The sequence below is a fragment of the Chitinophaga sedimenti genome, from assembly GCF_023156195.1.
GTDB lineage: Bacteria > Bacteroidota > Bacteroidia > Chitinophagales > Chitinophagaceae > Chitinophaga > Chitinophaga sedimenti.
The window spans coordinates 6229827-6245548 of record NZ_JAKUKA010000001.1; the positions used below are offsets into that span (position 1 = coordinate 6229827).

Annotated in this window: 18 protein-coding genes and 3 pseudogenes; all 21 read left to right on the forward strand. The window is 49.6% G+C overall.

All coding sequences use genetic code 11. From position 1 onward, the window contains the following. Positions 1-78 precede the first annotated feature (78 nt). The 21 genes and pseudogenes from MKQ70_RS36075 to MKQ70_RS36170 all read left to right on the forward strand — a co-directional run bounded on the left by MKQ70_RS36075 (position 79) and on the right by MKQ70_RS36170 (position 15684). Positions 79-567, forward strand: a complete 489-nt coding sequence (locus tag MKQ70_RS36075; protein WP_248080368.1) for a sigma-70 family RNA polymerase sigma factor — start codon at positions 79-81, stop codon at positions 565-567. Between the two features lie 257 nt (positions 568-824). Beyond that, positions 825-1529 (forward strand): ATP phosphoribosyltransferase, encoded by a 705-nt coding sequence (hisG, locus tag MKQ70_RS36080; RefSeq protein WP_248080370.1) that lies wholly within the window; start codon positions 825-827, stop codon positions 1527-1529. Next, entirely contained in the window at positions 1469-1681 is a 213-nt protein-coding gene (gene hisG / locus MKQ70_RS36085; RefSeq protein WP_248080372.1) for an ATP phosphoribosyltransferase, read from the forward strand. Before hisG (MKQ70_RS36080) ends, hisG (MKQ70_RS36085) begins: the two co-directional genes overlap by 61 nt. Before the next feature lie 105 nt (positions 1682-1786). After that, a pseudogene (hisD, locus tag MKQ70_RS36090) lies at positions 1787-2981 on the forward strand (histidinol dehydrogenase). Between the two features lie 10 nt (positions 2982-2991). Beyond that, positions 2992-4032 (forward strand): histidinol-phosphate transaminase, encoded by a 1041-nt coding sequence (hisC, locus tag MKQ70_RS36095; protein ID WP_248080374.1) that lies wholly within the window; start codon positions 2992-2994, stop codon positions 4030-4032. Beyond that, complete coding sequence (hisB, locus tag MKQ70_RS36100; RefSeq protein ID WP_248080375.1) at positions 4029-5165, forward strand: bifunctional histidinol-phosphatase/imidazoleglycerol-phosphate dehydratase HisB; 1137 nt, start codon at positions 4029-4031, stop codon at positions 5163-5165. Before hisC ends, hisB begins: the two co-directional genes overlap by 4 nt. Positions 5166-5435: 270 nt before the next feature. Continuing rightward, positions 5436-6845 carry an anthranilate synthase component I family protein gene (locus tag MKQ70_RS36105; RefSeq protein WP_248080377.1) on the forward strand — a complete coding sequence of 470 codons (1410 nt, stop codon included), beginning with the start codon at positions 5436-5438 and terminating at the stop codon, positions 6843-6845. Between the two features lie 2 nt (positions 6846-6847). Further along, on the forward strand, positions 6848-7417 hold the full coding sequence (locus MKQ70_RS36110; RefSeq protein ID WP_248080378.1) for an anthranilate synthase component II: 570 nt from the start codon (positions 6848-6850) through the stop codon (positions 7415-7417). Positions 7418-7453: 36 nt separating this feature from the next. Next, positions 7454-8430 (forward strand): annotated as a pseudogene (gene trpD, locus MKQ70_RS36115) (anthranilate phosphoribosyltransferase). A gap of 23 nt (positions 8431-8453) precedes the next feature. Continuing rightward, positions 8454-9257, forward strand: coding sequence for an indole-3-glycerol phosphate synthase TrpC (gene trpC / locus MKQ70_RS36120; RefSeq protein ID WP_248080380.1), 804 nt, complete (start codon positions 8454-8456; stop codon positions 9255-9257). Next, positions 9254-9421, forward strand: a complete 168-nt coding sequence (locus MKQ70_RS36125; protein ID WP_248080382.1) for a hypothetical protein — start codon at positions 9254-9256, stop codon at positions 9419-9421. The genes trpC and MKQ70_RS36125 overlap by 4 nt, the downstream gene beginning before the upstream one ends. 29 nt (positions 9422-9450) lie before the next feature. Next, a complete protein-coding gene (locus MKQ70_RS36130) occupies positions 9451-9888 on the forward strand; it encodes a phosphoribosylanthranilate isomerase (protein WP_248080384.1) in 438 nt (145 codons plus the stop codon). Positions 9889-9896: 8 nt separating this feature from the next. Beyond that, a complete protein-coding gene (gene trpB / locus MKQ70_RS36135) occupies positions 9897-11021 on the forward strand; it encodes a tryptophan synthase subunit beta (protein ID WP_248080386.1) in 1125 nt (374 codons plus the stop codon). Between the two features lie 89 nt (positions 11022-11110). Then, the gene (gene trpA / locus MKQ70_RS40655; protein WP_282456977.1) at positions 11111-11560 is read left to right on the forward strand and encodes a tryptophan synthase subunit alpha; all 450 of its coding nucleotides are present in this window, start codon (positions 11111-11113) and stop codon (positions 11558-11560) included. A 35-nt stretch (positions 11561-11595) separates the two neighbouring features. Then, entirely contained in the window at positions 11596-11880 is a 285-nt protein-coding gene (locus MKQ70_RS40660) for a tryptophan synthase subunit alpha (RefSeq protein WP_308199601.1), read from the forward strand. Between the two features lie 7 nt (positions 11881-11887). Beyond that, a complete protein-coding gene (gene hisH / locus MKQ70_RS36145; RefSeq protein ID WP_248080393.1) occupies positions 11888-12481 on the forward strand; it encodes an imidazole glycerol phosphate synthase subunit HisH in 594 nt (197 codons plus the stop codon). Position 12482: 1 nt separating this feature from the next. Further along, positions 12483-13208, forward strand: a complete 726-nt coding sequence (gene hisA, locus MKQ70_RS36150; RefSeq protein ID WP_248080395.1) for a 1-(5-phosphoribosyl)-5-[(5-phosphoribosylamino)methylideneamino]imidazole-4-carboxamide isomerase — start codon at positions 12483-12485, stop codon at positions 13206-13208. 6 nt (positions 13209-13214) lie between these two features. Further along, positions 13215-13969 (forward strand): annotated as a pseudogene (gene hisF, locus MKQ70_RS36155) (imidazole glycerol phosphate synthase subunit HisF). Positions 13970-13998: 29 nt separating this feature from the next. After that, positions 13999-14343 carry a phosphoribosyl-AMP cyclohydrolase gene (hisI, locus tag MKQ70_RS36160; RefSeq protein ID WP_248080405.1) on the forward strand — a complete coding sequence of 115 codons (345 nt, stop codon included), beginning with the start codon at positions 13999-14001 and terminating at the stop codon, positions 14341-14343. After that, the gene (gene hisE, locus MKQ70_RS36165) at positions 14268-14591 is read left to right on the forward strand and encodes a phosphoribosyl-ATP diphosphatase (protein WP_248080407.1); all 324 of its coding nucleotides are present in this window, start codon (positions 14268-14270) and stop codon (positions 14589-14591) included. The genes hisI and hisE overlap by 76 nt, the downstream gene beginning before the upstream one ends. 7 nt (positions 14592-14598) lie before the next feature. Further along, on the forward strand, positions 14599-15684 hold the full coding sequence (locus MKQ70_RS36170; RefSeq protein ID WP_248080409.1) for a TlpA disulfide reductase family protein: 1086 nt from the start codon (positions 14599-14601) through the stop codon (positions 15682-15684). Positions 15685-15722: the final 38 nt, after the last annotated feature.

Here is a 15722-nt window from a genome sequence, read left to right on the forward strand (position 1 = left end):
TTTCCAGTCCGTTTATTATTAGCTTAAGACCCGGTTCTCGTGTTTTCTAATACGAGGAGAGGGCAATGTTTTGAAAAAATGGAAGCAGCTACATTTGAAACAGTTTACCGGCAGAAGTATGAAGTATTTTGCATTGCGGCATATGCCATCCTGGGCAACAAGGAGGATGCGAAAGACGTCGTTATCAACCTCTTTGCCGATATTTGGGAAAAGCGGGAGTACTACCAGATTGCAGACATGGAGAGTTATATGTGGAGGGCTGTAAAAAACCGGTGTTTCAACCACCTGAGCAAACGTGCGTTCCAGGAAACCCGCGAACTGGATTACCAGCAGGGACTTCGCGATTATGTACTGCCCGAAGTTTACGCCAGCGAAGTAAAGGAGATGCTTGCGCACGCCGTTAATGAAATGCCACCCCAGCGTATGCAGGTGTTTACGTCTATTTATCTTGATGAGCAGAAATATCATGAAACGGCCACCAGCTTAGGCATTTCCATCAACTCTGTAAAAACGCACATGAAACTTGCCCTAAAACACCTAAGGGTACGGCTTTCCGAAAATTTTTAGTGTAGAACGCCCATCCGGCGCAGGTTTCCCATCTTTCTAAAAAAATAGTTGCATTTTCGGTATTACTGATTACTTTTGTACCCGAATATGAAATTCAACGCAGTATATATCCATCATCATCATTTTTACCGCGCCGGTAGGCTGGGATGATTTTATGTACGCTTAAACGATATAAAAACATCATCAAAGGCTTACCGGATCCGGTAAGCCTTTTTATTTTCCGGCTGCCGGGCTGACGCCTGCCAAAAACAGATACAATGCAAAAGCTAAGAATTGCGATCCAGAAATCAGGCCGTTTACACGACGATTCAATGAAACTGCTGAAAGAGTGCGGTATTGACATGAACAACGGTGTTAACAAGCTAAAAACCGAAGCCAGCAACTTTCCGCTGGAGCTATTTTTCCTGCGCGATGACGATATTCCGCAGTACGTAGAAGACGGTGTGGCCGACATCGGCATCGTGGGCGAAAATGTAGTGCTGGAAAAGGCGCGCACAGTAGACGCTATCGAGAAACTGGGCTTCGGCAAATGCCGCCTGTCGCTTGCAGTTCCCAAGTCAATGGAATACAGCTCCGTCCAGGAAATGCAGAACATGCGCATCGCTACCAGCTACCCCGTAATCCGGCAGGCGTTCCTTGACAAAAACAACATCAAGGCCGAAATCCACGAGATCAGCGGTTCCGTTGAAATTGCTCCTGGCATTGGTTTGGCAGAGGCGATCTGTGACCTGGTGAGCAGCGGTTCCACTTTATTCATGAACGGTTTGAAGGAAGTGGAAACGATCCTCAAATCGGAAGCCGTACTCATCGCCAATAAGGGGTTAACCGCCGAACAGGTGGCCATCTGGACAAATTGCTGTTCCGCATCAAAGCCGTTAAGAAAGCGAAGAACAATAAGTACGTGCTGCTCAACGCGCCTAACAGCAACCTGGCACAGATCATCAGCCTGCTGCCCGGTATGAAAAGTCCCACCGTTCTGCCTTTGGCCGAAGAAGGATGGAGCTCCGTACACTCTGTACTCAACGAAAATGATTTCTGGGATATCATCGAGAGCCTGAAAGCCGCCGGTGCGCAAGGCATCCTGGTAGTACCGATCGAAAAAATGGTGATATAAACGTTAAACGAAAGGAGAGATGCAATACATCCGTTACCCGGAAAAAAGCACTGGAGCAATATCCTGCAACGCCCCGCCATCGATACTCGTGAGCTGGAAAGCCGCGTGGCAGCGATTCTCGACGAGGTTAAAACAGGAGGCGACGCAGCCATCCGCAAATTCGCATGGCAATTTGATAAAGCGGAACTCAATACACTGAGCGTGAGCAACGCGGAATTTGACGCCGCTGCCGCGAATGTAAGCGACGAACTGAAAGCTGCAATTCAACAGGCGAAAAGCAATATTGAGTTTTTTCATAAGAGACAGGCGGAACAAACGCAGGTGGTGGAAACAATGCCCGGTGTACAATGCTGGCGCCGCGCTACCGCTATTGAAAAAGTGGGATTGTACATCCCCGGCGGTTCTGCCCCGCTTTTCTCAACTATATTGATGTTGGGTATTCCTGCGAAACTGGCCGGTTGTAAAGAAATAGTGCTTTGTTCGCCGGCAGGGAAAGACGGGATTCATCCGGCTATCCTGTATACCGCGCAGCTGGTAGGAATCACGCAGGTGTTTAAGATCGGTGGTGTGCAGGCCATTGGCGCCATGGCGTATGGCACGGAAAGTGTGCCCCGCGTGTTCAAGATTTTTGGTCCGGGTAACCAGTATGTCACCTGCGCAAAGCAACTGGTAAGTAAAGCTGGTCTTGCGATCGATATGCCTGCCGGTCCTTCCGAAGTGGCGGTGCTGGCCGATGATACTTGTGTGCCCGATTTTGTGGCGGCGGATTTATTGTCACAGGCCGAGCACGGGCCAGATAGCCGGTGGTACTTGTCACCACCTCTGAAAAGGTAATTGAGGATGTGAAAGTCGCTGTGGAAAAGCAACTTGCCGAACTGCCCCGTCGCGATATTGCCGAAAAGGCCCTGCAAAACAGTAAACTGCTGCTGGTGAAAAATACAGATGAAGCCATGGAGTTGCTGAACGCATATGCCCCCGAGCACCTCATCGTGGCCTGCGAAAATGACCAGGATATTGCCGATCGCGTCGTGAACGCCGGCTCTGTATTCCTGGGCAATTACTCGCCAGAAAGCGCCGGGGATTACGCTTCCGGCACCAATCACACGCTGCCGACCAATGGCTATGCTACAGCATATAGCGGTGTGTCGCTCGACAGCTTCGTGAAAAAATTACTTTCCAGCGACTGACCGCAGCGGGCTTACAGCAATTGGGGCCCGTGATCGAAACCATGGCCGCAGCAGAAGGACTGGATGCCCACAAACTGGCTGTTACCGTACGTTTAAAAGCACTCAACAGTTAAACTTTACATCATGTTCGACTTAAATAACTTACTCCGCGATAATATAAAAAGGCTGGTGCCTTATTCTTCCGCAAGGGATGAATTTAAAGGAGAGGCAAGCGTTTTTCTCGATGCTAATGAGAACAGCTTCGGCTCCCCGCTGGAAAAGGATTACAACCGTTATCCGGATCCCATGCAGTGGAAAATAAAATACAAACTGGCCGATATCAAAGGCGTGCCGCCGCAGAATATTTTTCTCGGTAACGGCAGCGATGAATGTATAGACGTGCTGTACCGCGCATTCTGCCGCCCCGGCGTAGATAACGTGGTGCTTTGTCCACCGACATACGGCATGTACGAAGTAAGCGCCAACATCAACGATACTGTTATCCGCAAAGTGAGTCTCACCGAAGATTTCCAGCTGGACCTGCCCGCAATGGAAGAGGCGATCGACGGAAACACCAAACTGATTTTTATCTGTTCCCCCAATAACCCCACAGGTAACTCTATTAACCGGGAGGATATTGAAATGATCCTGAACAATTTTGACGGGATTGTGGTGATCGATGAAGCATACATCAACTTCGCAAAGCAGAAAACATTTATCCAGGAACTGACCGAATACCCGAATCTTGTTGTGCTGCAGACATTATCGAAAGCATGGGGACTGGCTGGTTTGCGCCTGGGAATGGCCTATGCAGGTGAACCGATCATCGATGTGATGAACAAGATCAAACCGCCTTATAACATCAACCAGGCAACGCAGGAGCTGGTGGAAGAGGCGCTGAACAACACGCAGAAAATAAACGACTGGATTAAAGAAACGGTAATTGAGCGAGATAAACTGGTAGCGGGATTGGTGAAACTGCCCGCAGTATTGAAAGTATATCCCAGCGATGCCAACTTTGTGCTGGCTAAAACCACGGATGCTAAAGCCTTGTACAATAAACTGGTAGAGCAGGGCATCATCGTCCGCGATCGCTCCAAAGTGGAGCTCTGCGCCGGTTGCCTTCGTATTACAGTAGGCACGCCCGAAGAAAACGTTCAACTGTTAAACGCATTACAAGCATGAAAAGAGTACTGTTCGTCGACCGCGACGGCACCATGATCAAAGAAAAGCCGCCGACCTACCAGATCGATAGCCTGGATAAAGTGGAGTTTTACCCGAAAGTATTTACCTATCTCGCTAAAATAGCCGCTGAACTGGATTTTGAGCTGGTGATGGTGAGCAACCAGGACGGCATGGGTACAGATGCTTTCCCCGAAGATACCTTCTGGCCTGCGCAAAACCATATCCTGCGCTCGTTTGAGAACGAAGGAGTGGTGTTTTCCAATATTTGTATCGACTGTAGTTTTCCGCACGAGAACAAGCCGACCCGTAAACCCGGTACCGGCATGCTGACCCAGTATATGACCGATGCGTACGATATGGCCAACAGCTTCGTGATCGGTGATCGTATTACGGATGTGCAGCTGGCGATGAACCTCGGCGCCAAAGCTATCTGGATGAAGGAAGACGCGGCTTTAGGCGCGTCGGAAGTGAATGATGACGCGGCTAAGTTACAGGCGGTGGTGGCGCTGGAAAGCACCGACTGGCAAAAAATATACGAATTCCTGAAAATTGGCATCCGGGAAGTGGAGCACGTGCGCACCACCAAGGAAACCGACATCCGCATCAAACTGAACCTGGATGGCACCGGTAAAGCGAACATCAGCACAGGTCTGCACTTTTTCGACCATATGCTGGACCAGATTGCCCGCCACGGCAGTATTGACCTGGAAATTATCGCGAAGGGCGATTTGCATATAGATGAGCATCATACCATAGAGGATACCGGTATCGCCCTGGGAGAAGCCATCGCAGCAGCTTTAGGTGATAAAAAAGGGATGGAACGATACGGATATTGTTTGCCGATGGACGACTGCCTGGCCCAGGTAGCGCTCGATTTCGGCGGCCGCAACTGGATCGTGTGGGATGCTGAATTCAAACGGGAGAAAGTGGGCGATATGCCCACCGAGATGTTCTTTCACTTCTTCAAATCCTTTTCAGACGCGGCGAAAGCCAATCTGAACGTGAAAGCGGAGGGAGAAAACGAACATCATAAAATAGAGGCGATCTTCAAGGCATTTGCAAAAGCCATTAAAATGGCGGTAAAACGCAATCCCGACAAGATGCAGCTGCCCAGTACAAAGGGCGTGCTCTAAAAATTAATTTGTAATTCTGGAAATTCTTTGCATATTTGTTCCCGATATGACAAAGACTTTCACATACAAATATTGGTGGCACAACAACAGAGCTCTCGCTGTGTAACAGTGCCATGTTTGTATTACAAATATTTGAAGGCTCGCTGTACACAGCGGGCCTTCTGCTTTTTAGGCCGGTTCCGGAACGGAGTCAGAAGCAAAATATCCGAAAGTATTATTCAGCCATCCCCGGGCAGGTAGCCCGGTACAAAGTTTATACTGCGTTCTGTCATGAAACAAATTGAAGTACGGACGAAATACAAACAAATGCTCGCCGATGTGTACACGCCGGTTAGTATTTACCTGCGCATCAGGGATAAATTCCCCGGCTCGATCCTGCTGGAAAGTACGGACAGCCATGCCAGCGAAAACAGTTATTCTTTTATTGCCATCAAACCGATTGCCGGTATTGAGGTAACTTCCACGGATATTTTCGAATTCAAGTACCCGAACCGCGAACCGGAACGCAGGCAGTTGAACAGTCCTGCCGAAGTGTTGAAGGAAATGGATACCTTCCTGCAGCGTTTTAAATTTGTAGAGAAGTCGCCTGTTCCCTTTACAGAAGGACTTTACGGCTACAGCACTTTCGACGCCGTACAATTTTTCGAAACGATCAGGTTCCAGCAACGCGCCACCAATGGTAATACGATCCCATTAATGCGTTATCGCTTTTACCAGTATGTGATCGTCATCAACCACTTTAAAGATGAAATGTACCTGGTGGAAAATGCGATCGACGGTGTGGAAAGCGAATTTGACCAGATTGAATCGCTGATACGCATTAAAGATTTCCCGGCATATCCTTTCGCGGCCAAAGGGGAGGAGTTCAGCAATATGACGGGCGAACAGTACATGCAAATGGTAGAAAAGGGCCGCGAACACTGTTTCCGCGGCGACGTATTCCAGATCGTACTTTCCCGTTCCTTCCACCAACAGTTTTCCGGCGACGAATTCAATGTATACCGCGCCCTCCGCTCCATTAACCCTTCTCCTTATCTCTTTTATTTTGATTACGGTGATTATAAACTGATGGGTTCGTCGCCTGAAGCGCAACTCATTGTACGCAATGGTAAAGCCGTAATTCACCCGATTGCCGGTACTTTCAGGAGAACCGGCAACGATGAGCAGGATAAAAAGCTGGCCGCACAATTGCTCGAAGATCCGAAGGAAAACGCTGAACACGTGATGCTGGTCGACTTAGCGCGTAATGACCTGAGCCGCCACGCTACTGAAGTAGAAGTAACTTCCTACAGGCAGATACATTTTTACTCTCACGTAATTCACCTGGTGAGTGAAGTGACCGGAAAGATCAACGGTGAAACACCTCCTTTCAGCATCCTCGCCGATACGTTCCCTGCAGGCACTTTGTCCGGCGCGCCGAAATTTAAAGCGATGGAGTTGATCGATAAATACGAACCGACTTCCCGCGGCTTCTACGGCGGATGTGTGGGTTTCGTGGGCTTTAACGGCGATTTTAATCACGCGATCATGATCCGCTCGATGCTGAGCAAGAACAACACATTATACTACCAGGCGGGAGCCGGCGTGGTGGCCAAATCCGTGGCCGCTTCCGAACTGGAAGAAGTGAACAATAAATTGAATGCACTGAAACAGGCCATCATAAAGGCGCAAAACATCTGACAATGAATATCCTCGTTTTCGATAACTACGATTCTTTCACATACAACCTGGTGCATCTTGTAGAAAAGATCATCAACGGAAAAGTAACCGTGCACCGCAACGACAAGATCAAACTGGAAGATGTGAAAGCATTTGATAAGATTATTTTGTCGCCCGGCCCGGGTATTCCGGAAGAAGCAGGTTTACTGCTGCCTTTGATCAGGGAATACGCCGCCACCAAATCGATCTTCGGTGTGTGTTTAGGTCAGCAAGCCATTGGCGAAGCTTTTGGCGGTAAACTGATCAATCTTTCAGAAGTATATCATGGTGTGGCTACGCCCGTGCAGATCATTTCCCGCAACGGCAGGCTGTTCAACCATCTGCCCGATGAGCTGGAAGTAGGCCGTTACCACTCCTGGGTAGTAGACGAAAAATCACTGCCAGCCGAACTGGAGGTGACCGCCAGAGATGCACATGGTTATGTAATGGCGCTGCAGCATAAAACATATGATGTAAGCGGCGTACAGTTCCATCCCGAAAGCGTATTGACGCCCAAAGGAGAGCAGATACTCAGGAACTGGCTGGAGAAATAGGCAATACTTTTTTCTCACCATTAACATCAAACCGACATGAAAAAAATACTGAATTATCTTTTTGAACATAAAACTTTTACCCGCGAAGGAGCCAAAGAAATCCTGACCGGTATTGGCAAAGGCCAGTACAATGAAAGTGAGCTTGCGGCATTTATGACCGTATTCCTGATGCGTACCATTACGATCGACGAGCTGCTCGGCTTCCGTGATGCCCTGCTCGAAATGTGCGTGCCTGTTGATTTGAACGGCCACGACGTACTCGACATCGTGGGTACCGGCGGCGATCAGAAAAACACGTTTAACATTTCCACCCTGTCTTGTTTCATTGTAGCCGGCGCAGGTGGAAAAGTGGCGAAGCATGGTAACTATGGTGTGTCTTCCGTAAGCGGCGCCTCCAACGTCATGGAGTTGGTTGGGTACAAATTCAAAAACGACCAGGGCGCGCTGAACAGGGAACTGGAAGAAGCGGGCATCTGCTTCTTACACGCACCGCTGTTCCACCCCGCATTAAAAACGTAGCGCCGATCCGCAGGCAACTGGGTGTTCGCACGTTCTTTAACATGCTGGGCCCCCTGGTAAATCCCGCTTTTGCGAAATCGCAGCTGATTGGCGTATACAGCCTTGAAATGGCCAGAATTTATAACTATCTTTTCCAGCAGACCGATAAACGCTTCGTGATCGTGCACAGCCCGGATGGTTACGATGAAATATCGCTTACAGGCGACACCAAAGTGATTTCCAACATAGGAGAACATAACTGGACGCCGGAAGCGCTGGGCAAACGTAAAGTAACCCCGCAGGATATTTACGGCGGTGCTACGACCGAAGAAGCGGCGAAGATATTTGTGAAAGTCCTGAAAGGCGAAGGCACCTGGGCGCAACATTCCGTAGTACTGGCTAACGCCGCTATGGGATTGAATTGCCTTGGTACTTACAAAGATTACGACAGCTGCTTCCAGGCGGCCGTGGAGTCATTAGAATCGGGCAAAGCATACCAGTCGTTCAAAAATTGATCAGTCTCCAATAAACACCGGGCATGAAAAACATTTTAACAGCAATCGTTGAAACGAAGAAGGTTGAAGTAGCGGAGCGTAAAAAACTGCGCAGCATTGATGATTTAAATAAATCTCCGCTGTACAGGTGTAACCCGTTTTCCCTTCGTGAGTTTTTGCGGATGCCCGAAAAAACGGGCATTATCGCCGAGTTCAAACGGAAGTCGCCGTCCAAAGGTATTATCAACGACCGGTATTCGGTGAAAGATATTACCTGCGCGTATTCCAGGTTTGGAGCGTCCGGTTTGTCGGTTTTAACAGACGGTCCCTACTTCGGCGGCTCGGTGGAAGACCTGAAAGAAGCCCGCGCGATTAACCGCATTCCCATTTTGCGCAAGGATTTCGTGATCGATCAATACCAAATTGCGGAAGCAAAGGCAATCGGCGCAGATGTGATCCTCCTGATCGCGGAATGTTTGACGAAAGAAGAAGTAGCCCATCTATCAAAATATGCGGAGGACACGGGACTGGAAGTACTGCTGGAAGTAAACAGTCTGCCGCAGGTTGATAAAGTAGCACCTTCAGTACACCTGGTGGGCGTGAATAACCGCGACCTCACTACTTTTACGGTAGATATCAACCGCTCATTCGAACTGGCGGAACATATTCCATCTGATAAACTGAAAGTGGCGGAAAGCGGCATTAATGATGTGAACAGTATTGTATCACTGAAAAAGGCCGGCTTCGACGGATTTTTGATCGGCGAGCATTTCATGAAGCAGGAGAACCCGCCTGCGGCATTCGAAACATTCGCCAATTACCTGAAGGAGCAATTGAAGGCTATATGAAAGTAAAAGTATGCGGCATCACGAGGGCGGAGCAGCTCGTCGCCCTGGAACAGGGCGGCGCGGATTATGCTGGCTTCATATTTTACGAACGCTCGCCGCGCTTTATGGGTAACAAACTGGATGCGCGTACGGTACGCGAAACAGCGGCAAACATAAAAAAGTAGGAGTATTCGTAAACGCCCCGTTGCAGCAGGTGTTGCAAATCATTAAAGACTACGGCCTGGACGCGGCACAGTTGCATGGCGATGAAACGCCGGAGTACTGCAGTGCAGTGCGGCAGGCAGCGATCGTTATCAAAGCATTCCGCATTGGTGACGGTAAAACGGTAGAAGACGTTGCCATTGCTTACGAAGGTGTGTGCGATTATTTTTTGTTTGATACCGCAGGCAAAGAATATGGCGGCAACGGGCAACTGTTCGACTGGGCGCTGCTTGCGCAGTACCCATTTAAAACACCTTTCTTTTTAAGCGGCGGTATTGGTCCCGCACAGGCGCAGGCCTTGCTGGAACTGCAATTGCCCGGACTCTACGCGGTAGACGTTAACAGTAAATTTGAAACCTTACCCGGCATTAAAGACATGCGACAGGTACAGGATTTCATCAACAACATTAAACAATCACCTGTAAAATAAACAGTACGATGAATATTGCGGTTAGCACGAGGGGCTCTAAGTATCATGTAAATGAGAAAGGCTATTACGGCAAATTCGGCGGTGCTTACATCCCGGAAATGTTGTACCCGAACGTAGAAGAGCTGCGCACTCAATATATGGAGATCATGAAAGATCCCGCATTTCAGCAGGAGTTCGAAGAACTGTTGCGCGATTATGTGGGCCGTCCGTCTCCACTCTATTTTGCAAAAAGGTTGTCCGAAAAATACGGCGCTAACATTTACCTCAAACGTGAAGACCTGAACCACACCGGCGCACATAAAATCAATAATACGATTGGGCAGATCCTACTGGCGAAACGCCTCGGCAAGAAACGCATCATCGCGGAAACAGGCGCCGGGCAGCACGGCGTGGCTACGGCTACGGTTTGCGCCCTGATGGGATTGCAGTGCATTGTGTATATGGGCAGCGTAGACATCCAGCGCCAGGCGCCGAACGTGGCCCGCATGAAAATGCTCGGTGCGGAAGTGATCGCGGCAACCAGCGGCAGCCAAACCCTGAAAGACGCTACTAATGAGGCGATCCGCGACTGGATCAATAATCCGGTGGATACGCATTACATCATTGGTTCTGTAGTGGGACCGCATCCTTATCCGGATATGGTGGCGCGTTTTCAGTCGGTAATCAGCGAAGAGATCCGTGCACAGCTGAAAGAAAAGACCGGTAAAGAAACACCGGATTATGTGATCGCCTGTGTAGGCGGCGGCAGCAATGCGGCGGGTGCTTTCTTTCATTTTACAGAAGACGAGAAAGTACAGCTCATCGCCGTGGAAGCGGCAGGACAGGGTGTGCATAGTGGCTATTCGGCCGCTACTTCTCAATTGGGAAAGATAGGGGTGATCCACGCGAGCAAAACCCTCCTCATGCAAACCGAAGACGGACAGATTGTTGAGCCACACTCGATTTCAGCGGGACTTGACTATCCCGGTGTAGGACCGATGCACGCGAATTTGTACGATACCGGTCGCGGTGTGTTCCTGAATGCCACGGATGAAGAATCGCTGCAGGCGGCTTATGAGCTGTGTCGCCTCGAAGGTATCATCCCTGCCCTCGAAAGCGCGCACGCACTGGCCAAGCTGAAGGACCGGAGCTGAAACCTACCGATACCGTAGTGGTGTGCCTCTCCGGCCGCGGCGATAAAGACACGGAAACTTATATCAAAAATCTTCAAAAATAAATGGCAATGAACCGCATTGACCAACTGTTCAGCAAGAAACAGCAAAATGTGCTCAACATCTATTGTACCGCGGGTTATCCCAACCTGGCGGATACTTTGCCGGTGATCAAGGCCACGGAGGCTGCCGGCGCCGATATGGTGGAACTGGGCATGCCTTTTTCCGATCCATTGGCAGATGGGCCTGTGATCCAGGCAAGCAGCACAAAAGCGATCGCCAACGGCATGAGCATCAAAACGTTGTTCGAACAACTGAAGGAAATGAGAAGTTCTTTTAATCTTCCCTTGATCCTGATGGGCTATATTAACCCCGTATTGCAGTTTGGCATGGAGAATTTCCTGCAACACTGCGCAGCTGTGGGGGTGGATGGCATCATTCTGCCCGACCTGCCGATGCAGGAGTACGAGGAGGACTACAAACCACTGTTCGAAAAATATGGCCAGCACTGGTATTCCTGATCACACCGGAAACCAGCGATGAGCGCATCCGCAAGATCGATAGTGTGAGCAGAGGTTTCGTGTACGCGGTATCCTCTTCCTCCACAACCGGTAAGGACAAGAGTTTTGAGGGACAGCAGGCATATTTCGAGCGCATCAAAAAATTACAACTGAAAAACCCCGTGTTGATTGGGTTTGGTATAAAAGATAAAGCTACTTTTGAGGCGGCAAGTGCGTACAGCAACGGTGCCATCATCGGCACCGCGTTCGTAAAGGCGCTGGAAGCGGGTGGAGAGGTGTCGCAAACCGTGGACAGGTTCGTGAAAGCCATTATCAACTAAGCTATTTATGAAAACAGTCATTATAAAATACAACGCCGGCAATATCCGCTCCGTGCTGTTCGCCCTGGAGCGGCAGAACGTGGAAGGCGTGGTAACCGACGATCCCGCTGAAATCCGCGCGGCGGACAAAGTGATTTTTCCCGGTGTGGGCGAGGCCAGCACGGCCATGCGTTACCTGCGGGAAAAGGGGCTGGACAAAGTAATCAAAAACCTGGAGCAGCCTACGTTGGGTATTTGCCTGGGCATGCAGTTGATGTGCAAACATTCTGAAGAGAATAATACCGACTGCCTTGGCATCTTTGATCTGAACGTCAGGAAATTTACCTCGCCGGTGGAAAACCTGCTGAAGATCCCGCAAATTGGCTGGAACAATATCACAGGGTTGCACAGCAAGATTTTTGAACACGTGCCGCAAAACGCTTACATGTACTTTGTGCATAGCTATTACGCGGAGCTTGGCCCGGAAACTACGGCCATCGCGAATTACGTGATCAACTACAGCGCTGCGCTGCAGAAGAATAACTTTTACGCCGCCCAGTTCCACCCCGAAAAATCGGCGGAGCATGGCGAGAAACTGATTGAGAGCTTTTTGAACTTATAGCATGTCTTTTGAAATTATACCCGCCATCGACATCATCGGCGGAAAATGTGTTCGGCTCACGCAGGGCGATTATGCACAAAAAACGGTGTACAACGAACATCCGCTGGAAGTAGCGAAGGAATTTGAAGATGCGGGCATTACCCGGCTGCATCTTGTAGACCTGGATGGCGCAAAGAAAGGTGCGGTCGTAAACTGGAAAGTGCTGGAAGATATTGCCGGCAAAACCAGTATGGTCATCGATTTCGGCGGTGGTATCAAAACGGATAAAGACATCAGCATCGTATTCGAAAGCGGCGCGGCCATGGCTACCATCGGCAGCGTGGCAGTAAAGCAGCCGGAGGTATTTTTTAGCTGGGTGGATCAATATGGCCCGGAAAAAATATTTCTCGGTGCGGACGTAAAGGGTGAGAACATTGCCGTAGGCGGCTGGCTCGAAACTACGGAGCTGAGTGTGTACGACTTCCTGCAATCCAATGTGGATAAGGGTGTACGCAATATATTTTGTACAGATATTTCTAAAGATGGCCTTTTACAGGGACCATCTACGGAGCTTTATAAGAAGATACTGGAACGTTTTAAGAACATCCATTTCATTGCCAGTGGCGGTGTGAGCAATATTAAAGATGTGGAAGCCCTGCGGGAAGCGGGTTGCGCGGGTGCGATCATCGGCAAGGCCATTTATGAAAACAGGATTTCGATAAACGAACTCAAACAATTCAACGCTTAACAAGTTATGCTTACAAAACGCATCATTCCCTGCCTGGACATTAAAGACGGCAGGACCGTAAAGGGCGTAAACTTCGAAAATATCCGCGATGCGGGCGATCCCATTGAACTGGGCGCTTTGTACGCACAGCAGGGCGCCGATGAACTGGTGTTCTGGACATTACCGCGACCGTGGAACGCCGCAAAACGTTGGCAGAACTGGTAACGCGGATCGCACATCATATCAACATTCCATTTACAGTAGGCGGTGGCATCAGTTCGGTAGAAGATGTTAGCGTGTTGCTGAACGCAGGTGCAGACAAGGTTTCCGTGAACTCGGCAGCTTTTCGCCGGCCTGAATTACTGAATGAGCTTTCGTTGGAATTCGGCAGCCAGTGCATCGTGCTCGCCATCGACACAAAATTTGAAGATGGTGACTGGTATGTATACCTGAATGGCGGCCGCGTGAAAACGGAAGCCAAAACGGCGGATTGGGCGAAAGAAGCGGTGGATCGTGGCGCCGGTGAAATTTTGCTCACCTCCATGAATAACGACGGTACTAAACAGGGCTTTGCACTGGACATTACCGGTAAACTCGCGCAGGAGCTGCCTGTTCCTGTAATTGCCTCCGGCGGTGCGGGTACCATGCAGCATTTTGCAGATGTGTTTGAAGTTGCACAGGCAGATGCGGCACTGGCGGCCAGCATCTTCCATTATAAAGAAATGGAAATTCAGGAACTCAAGAAATACCTTTACCAACGAAACCTCTCGATTCGCTTTTAAGCAAATCAATATAGAATATTTTTATATTTATGCAGATAGATTTTAAAAAATCACCGGACGGCCTGGTGCCCGCCATTATCCAGGATGCAAATACGGATAAAGTATTGATGCTCGGTTACATGGACCAGGCGGCCTTCGATAAAACCATGCAGGAAGGAAAAGTAACGTTTTACAGTCGCTCGAAACAACGGCTGTGGACAAAAGGAGAGGAGAGCGGCAATTTCCTGCACCTGAAAGACGTTAAAGTAGACTGTGATCACGATACTTTGCTGATCAAAGCCGAACCCGTAGGCCCTGTATGTCACACCGGTGCAGACACCTGCTGGAACGAAAAAATGAAAGCAACGATTTCCTGTTCAAGCTGGAGCAGGTAATTGCAGATAGAATCGCCAACCCGAGCGAGGCCTCCTATACCGCCAAACTGTTTGCCAGGGGCATTAATAAAATGGCGCAAAAGGTGGGAGAAGAAGCTGTGGAGCTGGTGATAGAAGCCAAAGATAATAACGATCACCTGTTCCTGAGCGAAGGCGCCGATCTGCTGTTCCATTACCTGATATTGTTACAGGCCAAAGGTTTTAAGCTGTCGGACATCATTAACGTGTTGAAGGAAAGGCATAAATAAACCAGTAATGAAGAACCTGTTTTTATCCGTAGCAATACTGACTTCCGCCCTGGCGGCCCATGCCCAGCAAACCATCAGCGGCACATTTAAGGGCGCCAACAGCAAAACGCTTTACCTGTTCGATGACACGTCCGACGGGCCGCGCGATTCCGTAATTGTAAAAGACGAAAAATTCAGGTTTACGCTGAAACCAGGTGGAGACGCGGAAATTTACGCGCTGTTGCTGCAGGATGCCGATAATTTTATGTTCGTGGTGCCGCGCAAAGACGCGTCGCTCGAATTTACACTGGATACCGGCCATTTCCCGCTGGCCAACGATATGAAGGTGAACGACGATACGAAATACATGCAGTTGTACCAACGTACGTTCACCAGCTTCTCCAAACAAGCGGCGAAACTGAACGAAGAGGCACAGCACATTGGTCCCAACGACCAGGCCGCCTACGAGGCGTTCAAGAAAAAGGCAGATACTTATAATAAAGGGGTAGTCGCCGCCGGCCGCGACTTTATCACCCAATACCCCGATAAACTGGCAAGCCTCTGGATGCTGGGCAATGAACTGGCCAAACGCTGGAAATTTCGGAGCTGGAGGCCTTGTACTACATTGACCCCGGCAGTCCGTAAATCCAAACACGCCGCCCGCATATCCGGTTATCTCGCTTCGCAGAAAGCACAGGCGCTGAATGTAGCGGCCGACGATTTTACGCAGAACGATACTAAGGGCAAACCGGTGAAACTGTCATCTTTCCGCGGAAAATATGTGTTGGTCGATTTCTGGGCCAGCTGGTGCGGACCCTGCAGGCAGGAGAATCCCAACGTGGTAGCCGCTTATAACAAGTATAAGGATAAAAACTTCACGGTACTGGGCGTTTCGCTGGATGAGGACCGGAACGACTGGCTGAAGGCGATTGCGGCCGATAAACTCCAGTGGACACAGGTTTCCGACCTCCGCGGCTGGCAAAACAAAGTGGCGCAGCAGTATGGCGTTCGCTCCATTCCAGCTAACTTCCTGGTTGATCCCCAGGGAAAAATAGTAGCCCGCAATCTCCGCGGTATGGACCTGGACGCTAAACTGGACGAATTGCTGCAATAGCCGTTTATCAAAATAGCGTTGGATTTACCTCCTCAAAG

Bases quoted from the DNA above. Each gene is read 5' to 3' on its own strand.
- MKQ70_RS36075 (WP_248080368.1), top strand. From the start codon at position 79: ATGGAAGCAGCTACATTTGAAACAGTTTACCGGCAGAAGTATGAAGTA.
- hisA (WP_248080395.1), top strand. From the start codon at position 12,483: ATGTCTTTTGAAATTATACCCGCCATCGACATCATCGGCGGAAAATGT.
- trpC (WP_248080380.1), top strand. From the start codon at position 8,454: ATGAAAAACATTTTAACAGCAATCGTTGAAACGAAGAAGGTTGAAGTA.
- hisI (WP_248080405.1), top strand. From the start codon at position 13,999: ATGCAGATAGATTTTAAAAAATCACCGGACGGCCTGGTGCCCGCCATT.
- trpA (WP_282456977.1), top strand. From the start codon at position 11,111: ATGAACCGCATTGACCAACTGTTCAGCAAGAAACAGCAAAATGTGCTC.
- MKQ70_RS36105 (WP_248080377.1), top strand. From the start codon at position 5,436: ATGAAACAAATTGAAGTACGGACGAAATACAAACAAATGCTCGCCGAT.
- hisC (WP_248080374.1), top strand. From the start codon at position 2,992: ATGTTCGACTTAAATAACTTACTCCGCGATAATATAAAAAGGCTGGTG.
- hisH (WP_248080393.1), top strand. From the start codon at position 11,888: ATGAAAACAGTCATTATAAAATACAACGCCGGCAATATCCGCTCCGTG.
- MKQ70_RS36125 (WP_248080382.1), top strand. From the start codon at position 9,254: ATGAAAGTAAAAGTATGCGGCATCACGAGGGCGGAGCAGCTCGTCGCC.
- hisB (WP_248080375.1), top strand. From the start codon at position 4,029: ATGAAAAGAGTACTGTTCGTCGACCGCGACGGCACCATGATCAAAGAA.
- MKQ70_RS36170 (WP_248080409.1), top strand. From the start codon at position 14,599: ATGAAGAACCTGTTTTTATCCGTAGCAATACTGACTTCCGCCCTGGCG.
- hisG (WP_248080370.1), top strand. From the start codon at position 825: ATGCAAAAGCTAAGAATTGCGATCCAGAAATCAGGCCGTTTACACGAC.
- hisE (WP_248080407.1), top strand. From the start codon at position 14,268: ATGTCACACCGGTGCAGACACCTGCTGGAACGAAAAAATGAAAGCAAC.
- MKQ70_RS36110 (WP_248080378.1), top strand. From the start codon at position 6,848: ATGAATATCCTCGTTTTCGATAACTACGATTCTTTCACATACAACCTG.
- trpB (WP_248080386.1), top strand. From the start codon at position 9,897: ATGAATATTGCGGTTAGCACGAGGGGCTCTAAGTATCATGTAAATGAG.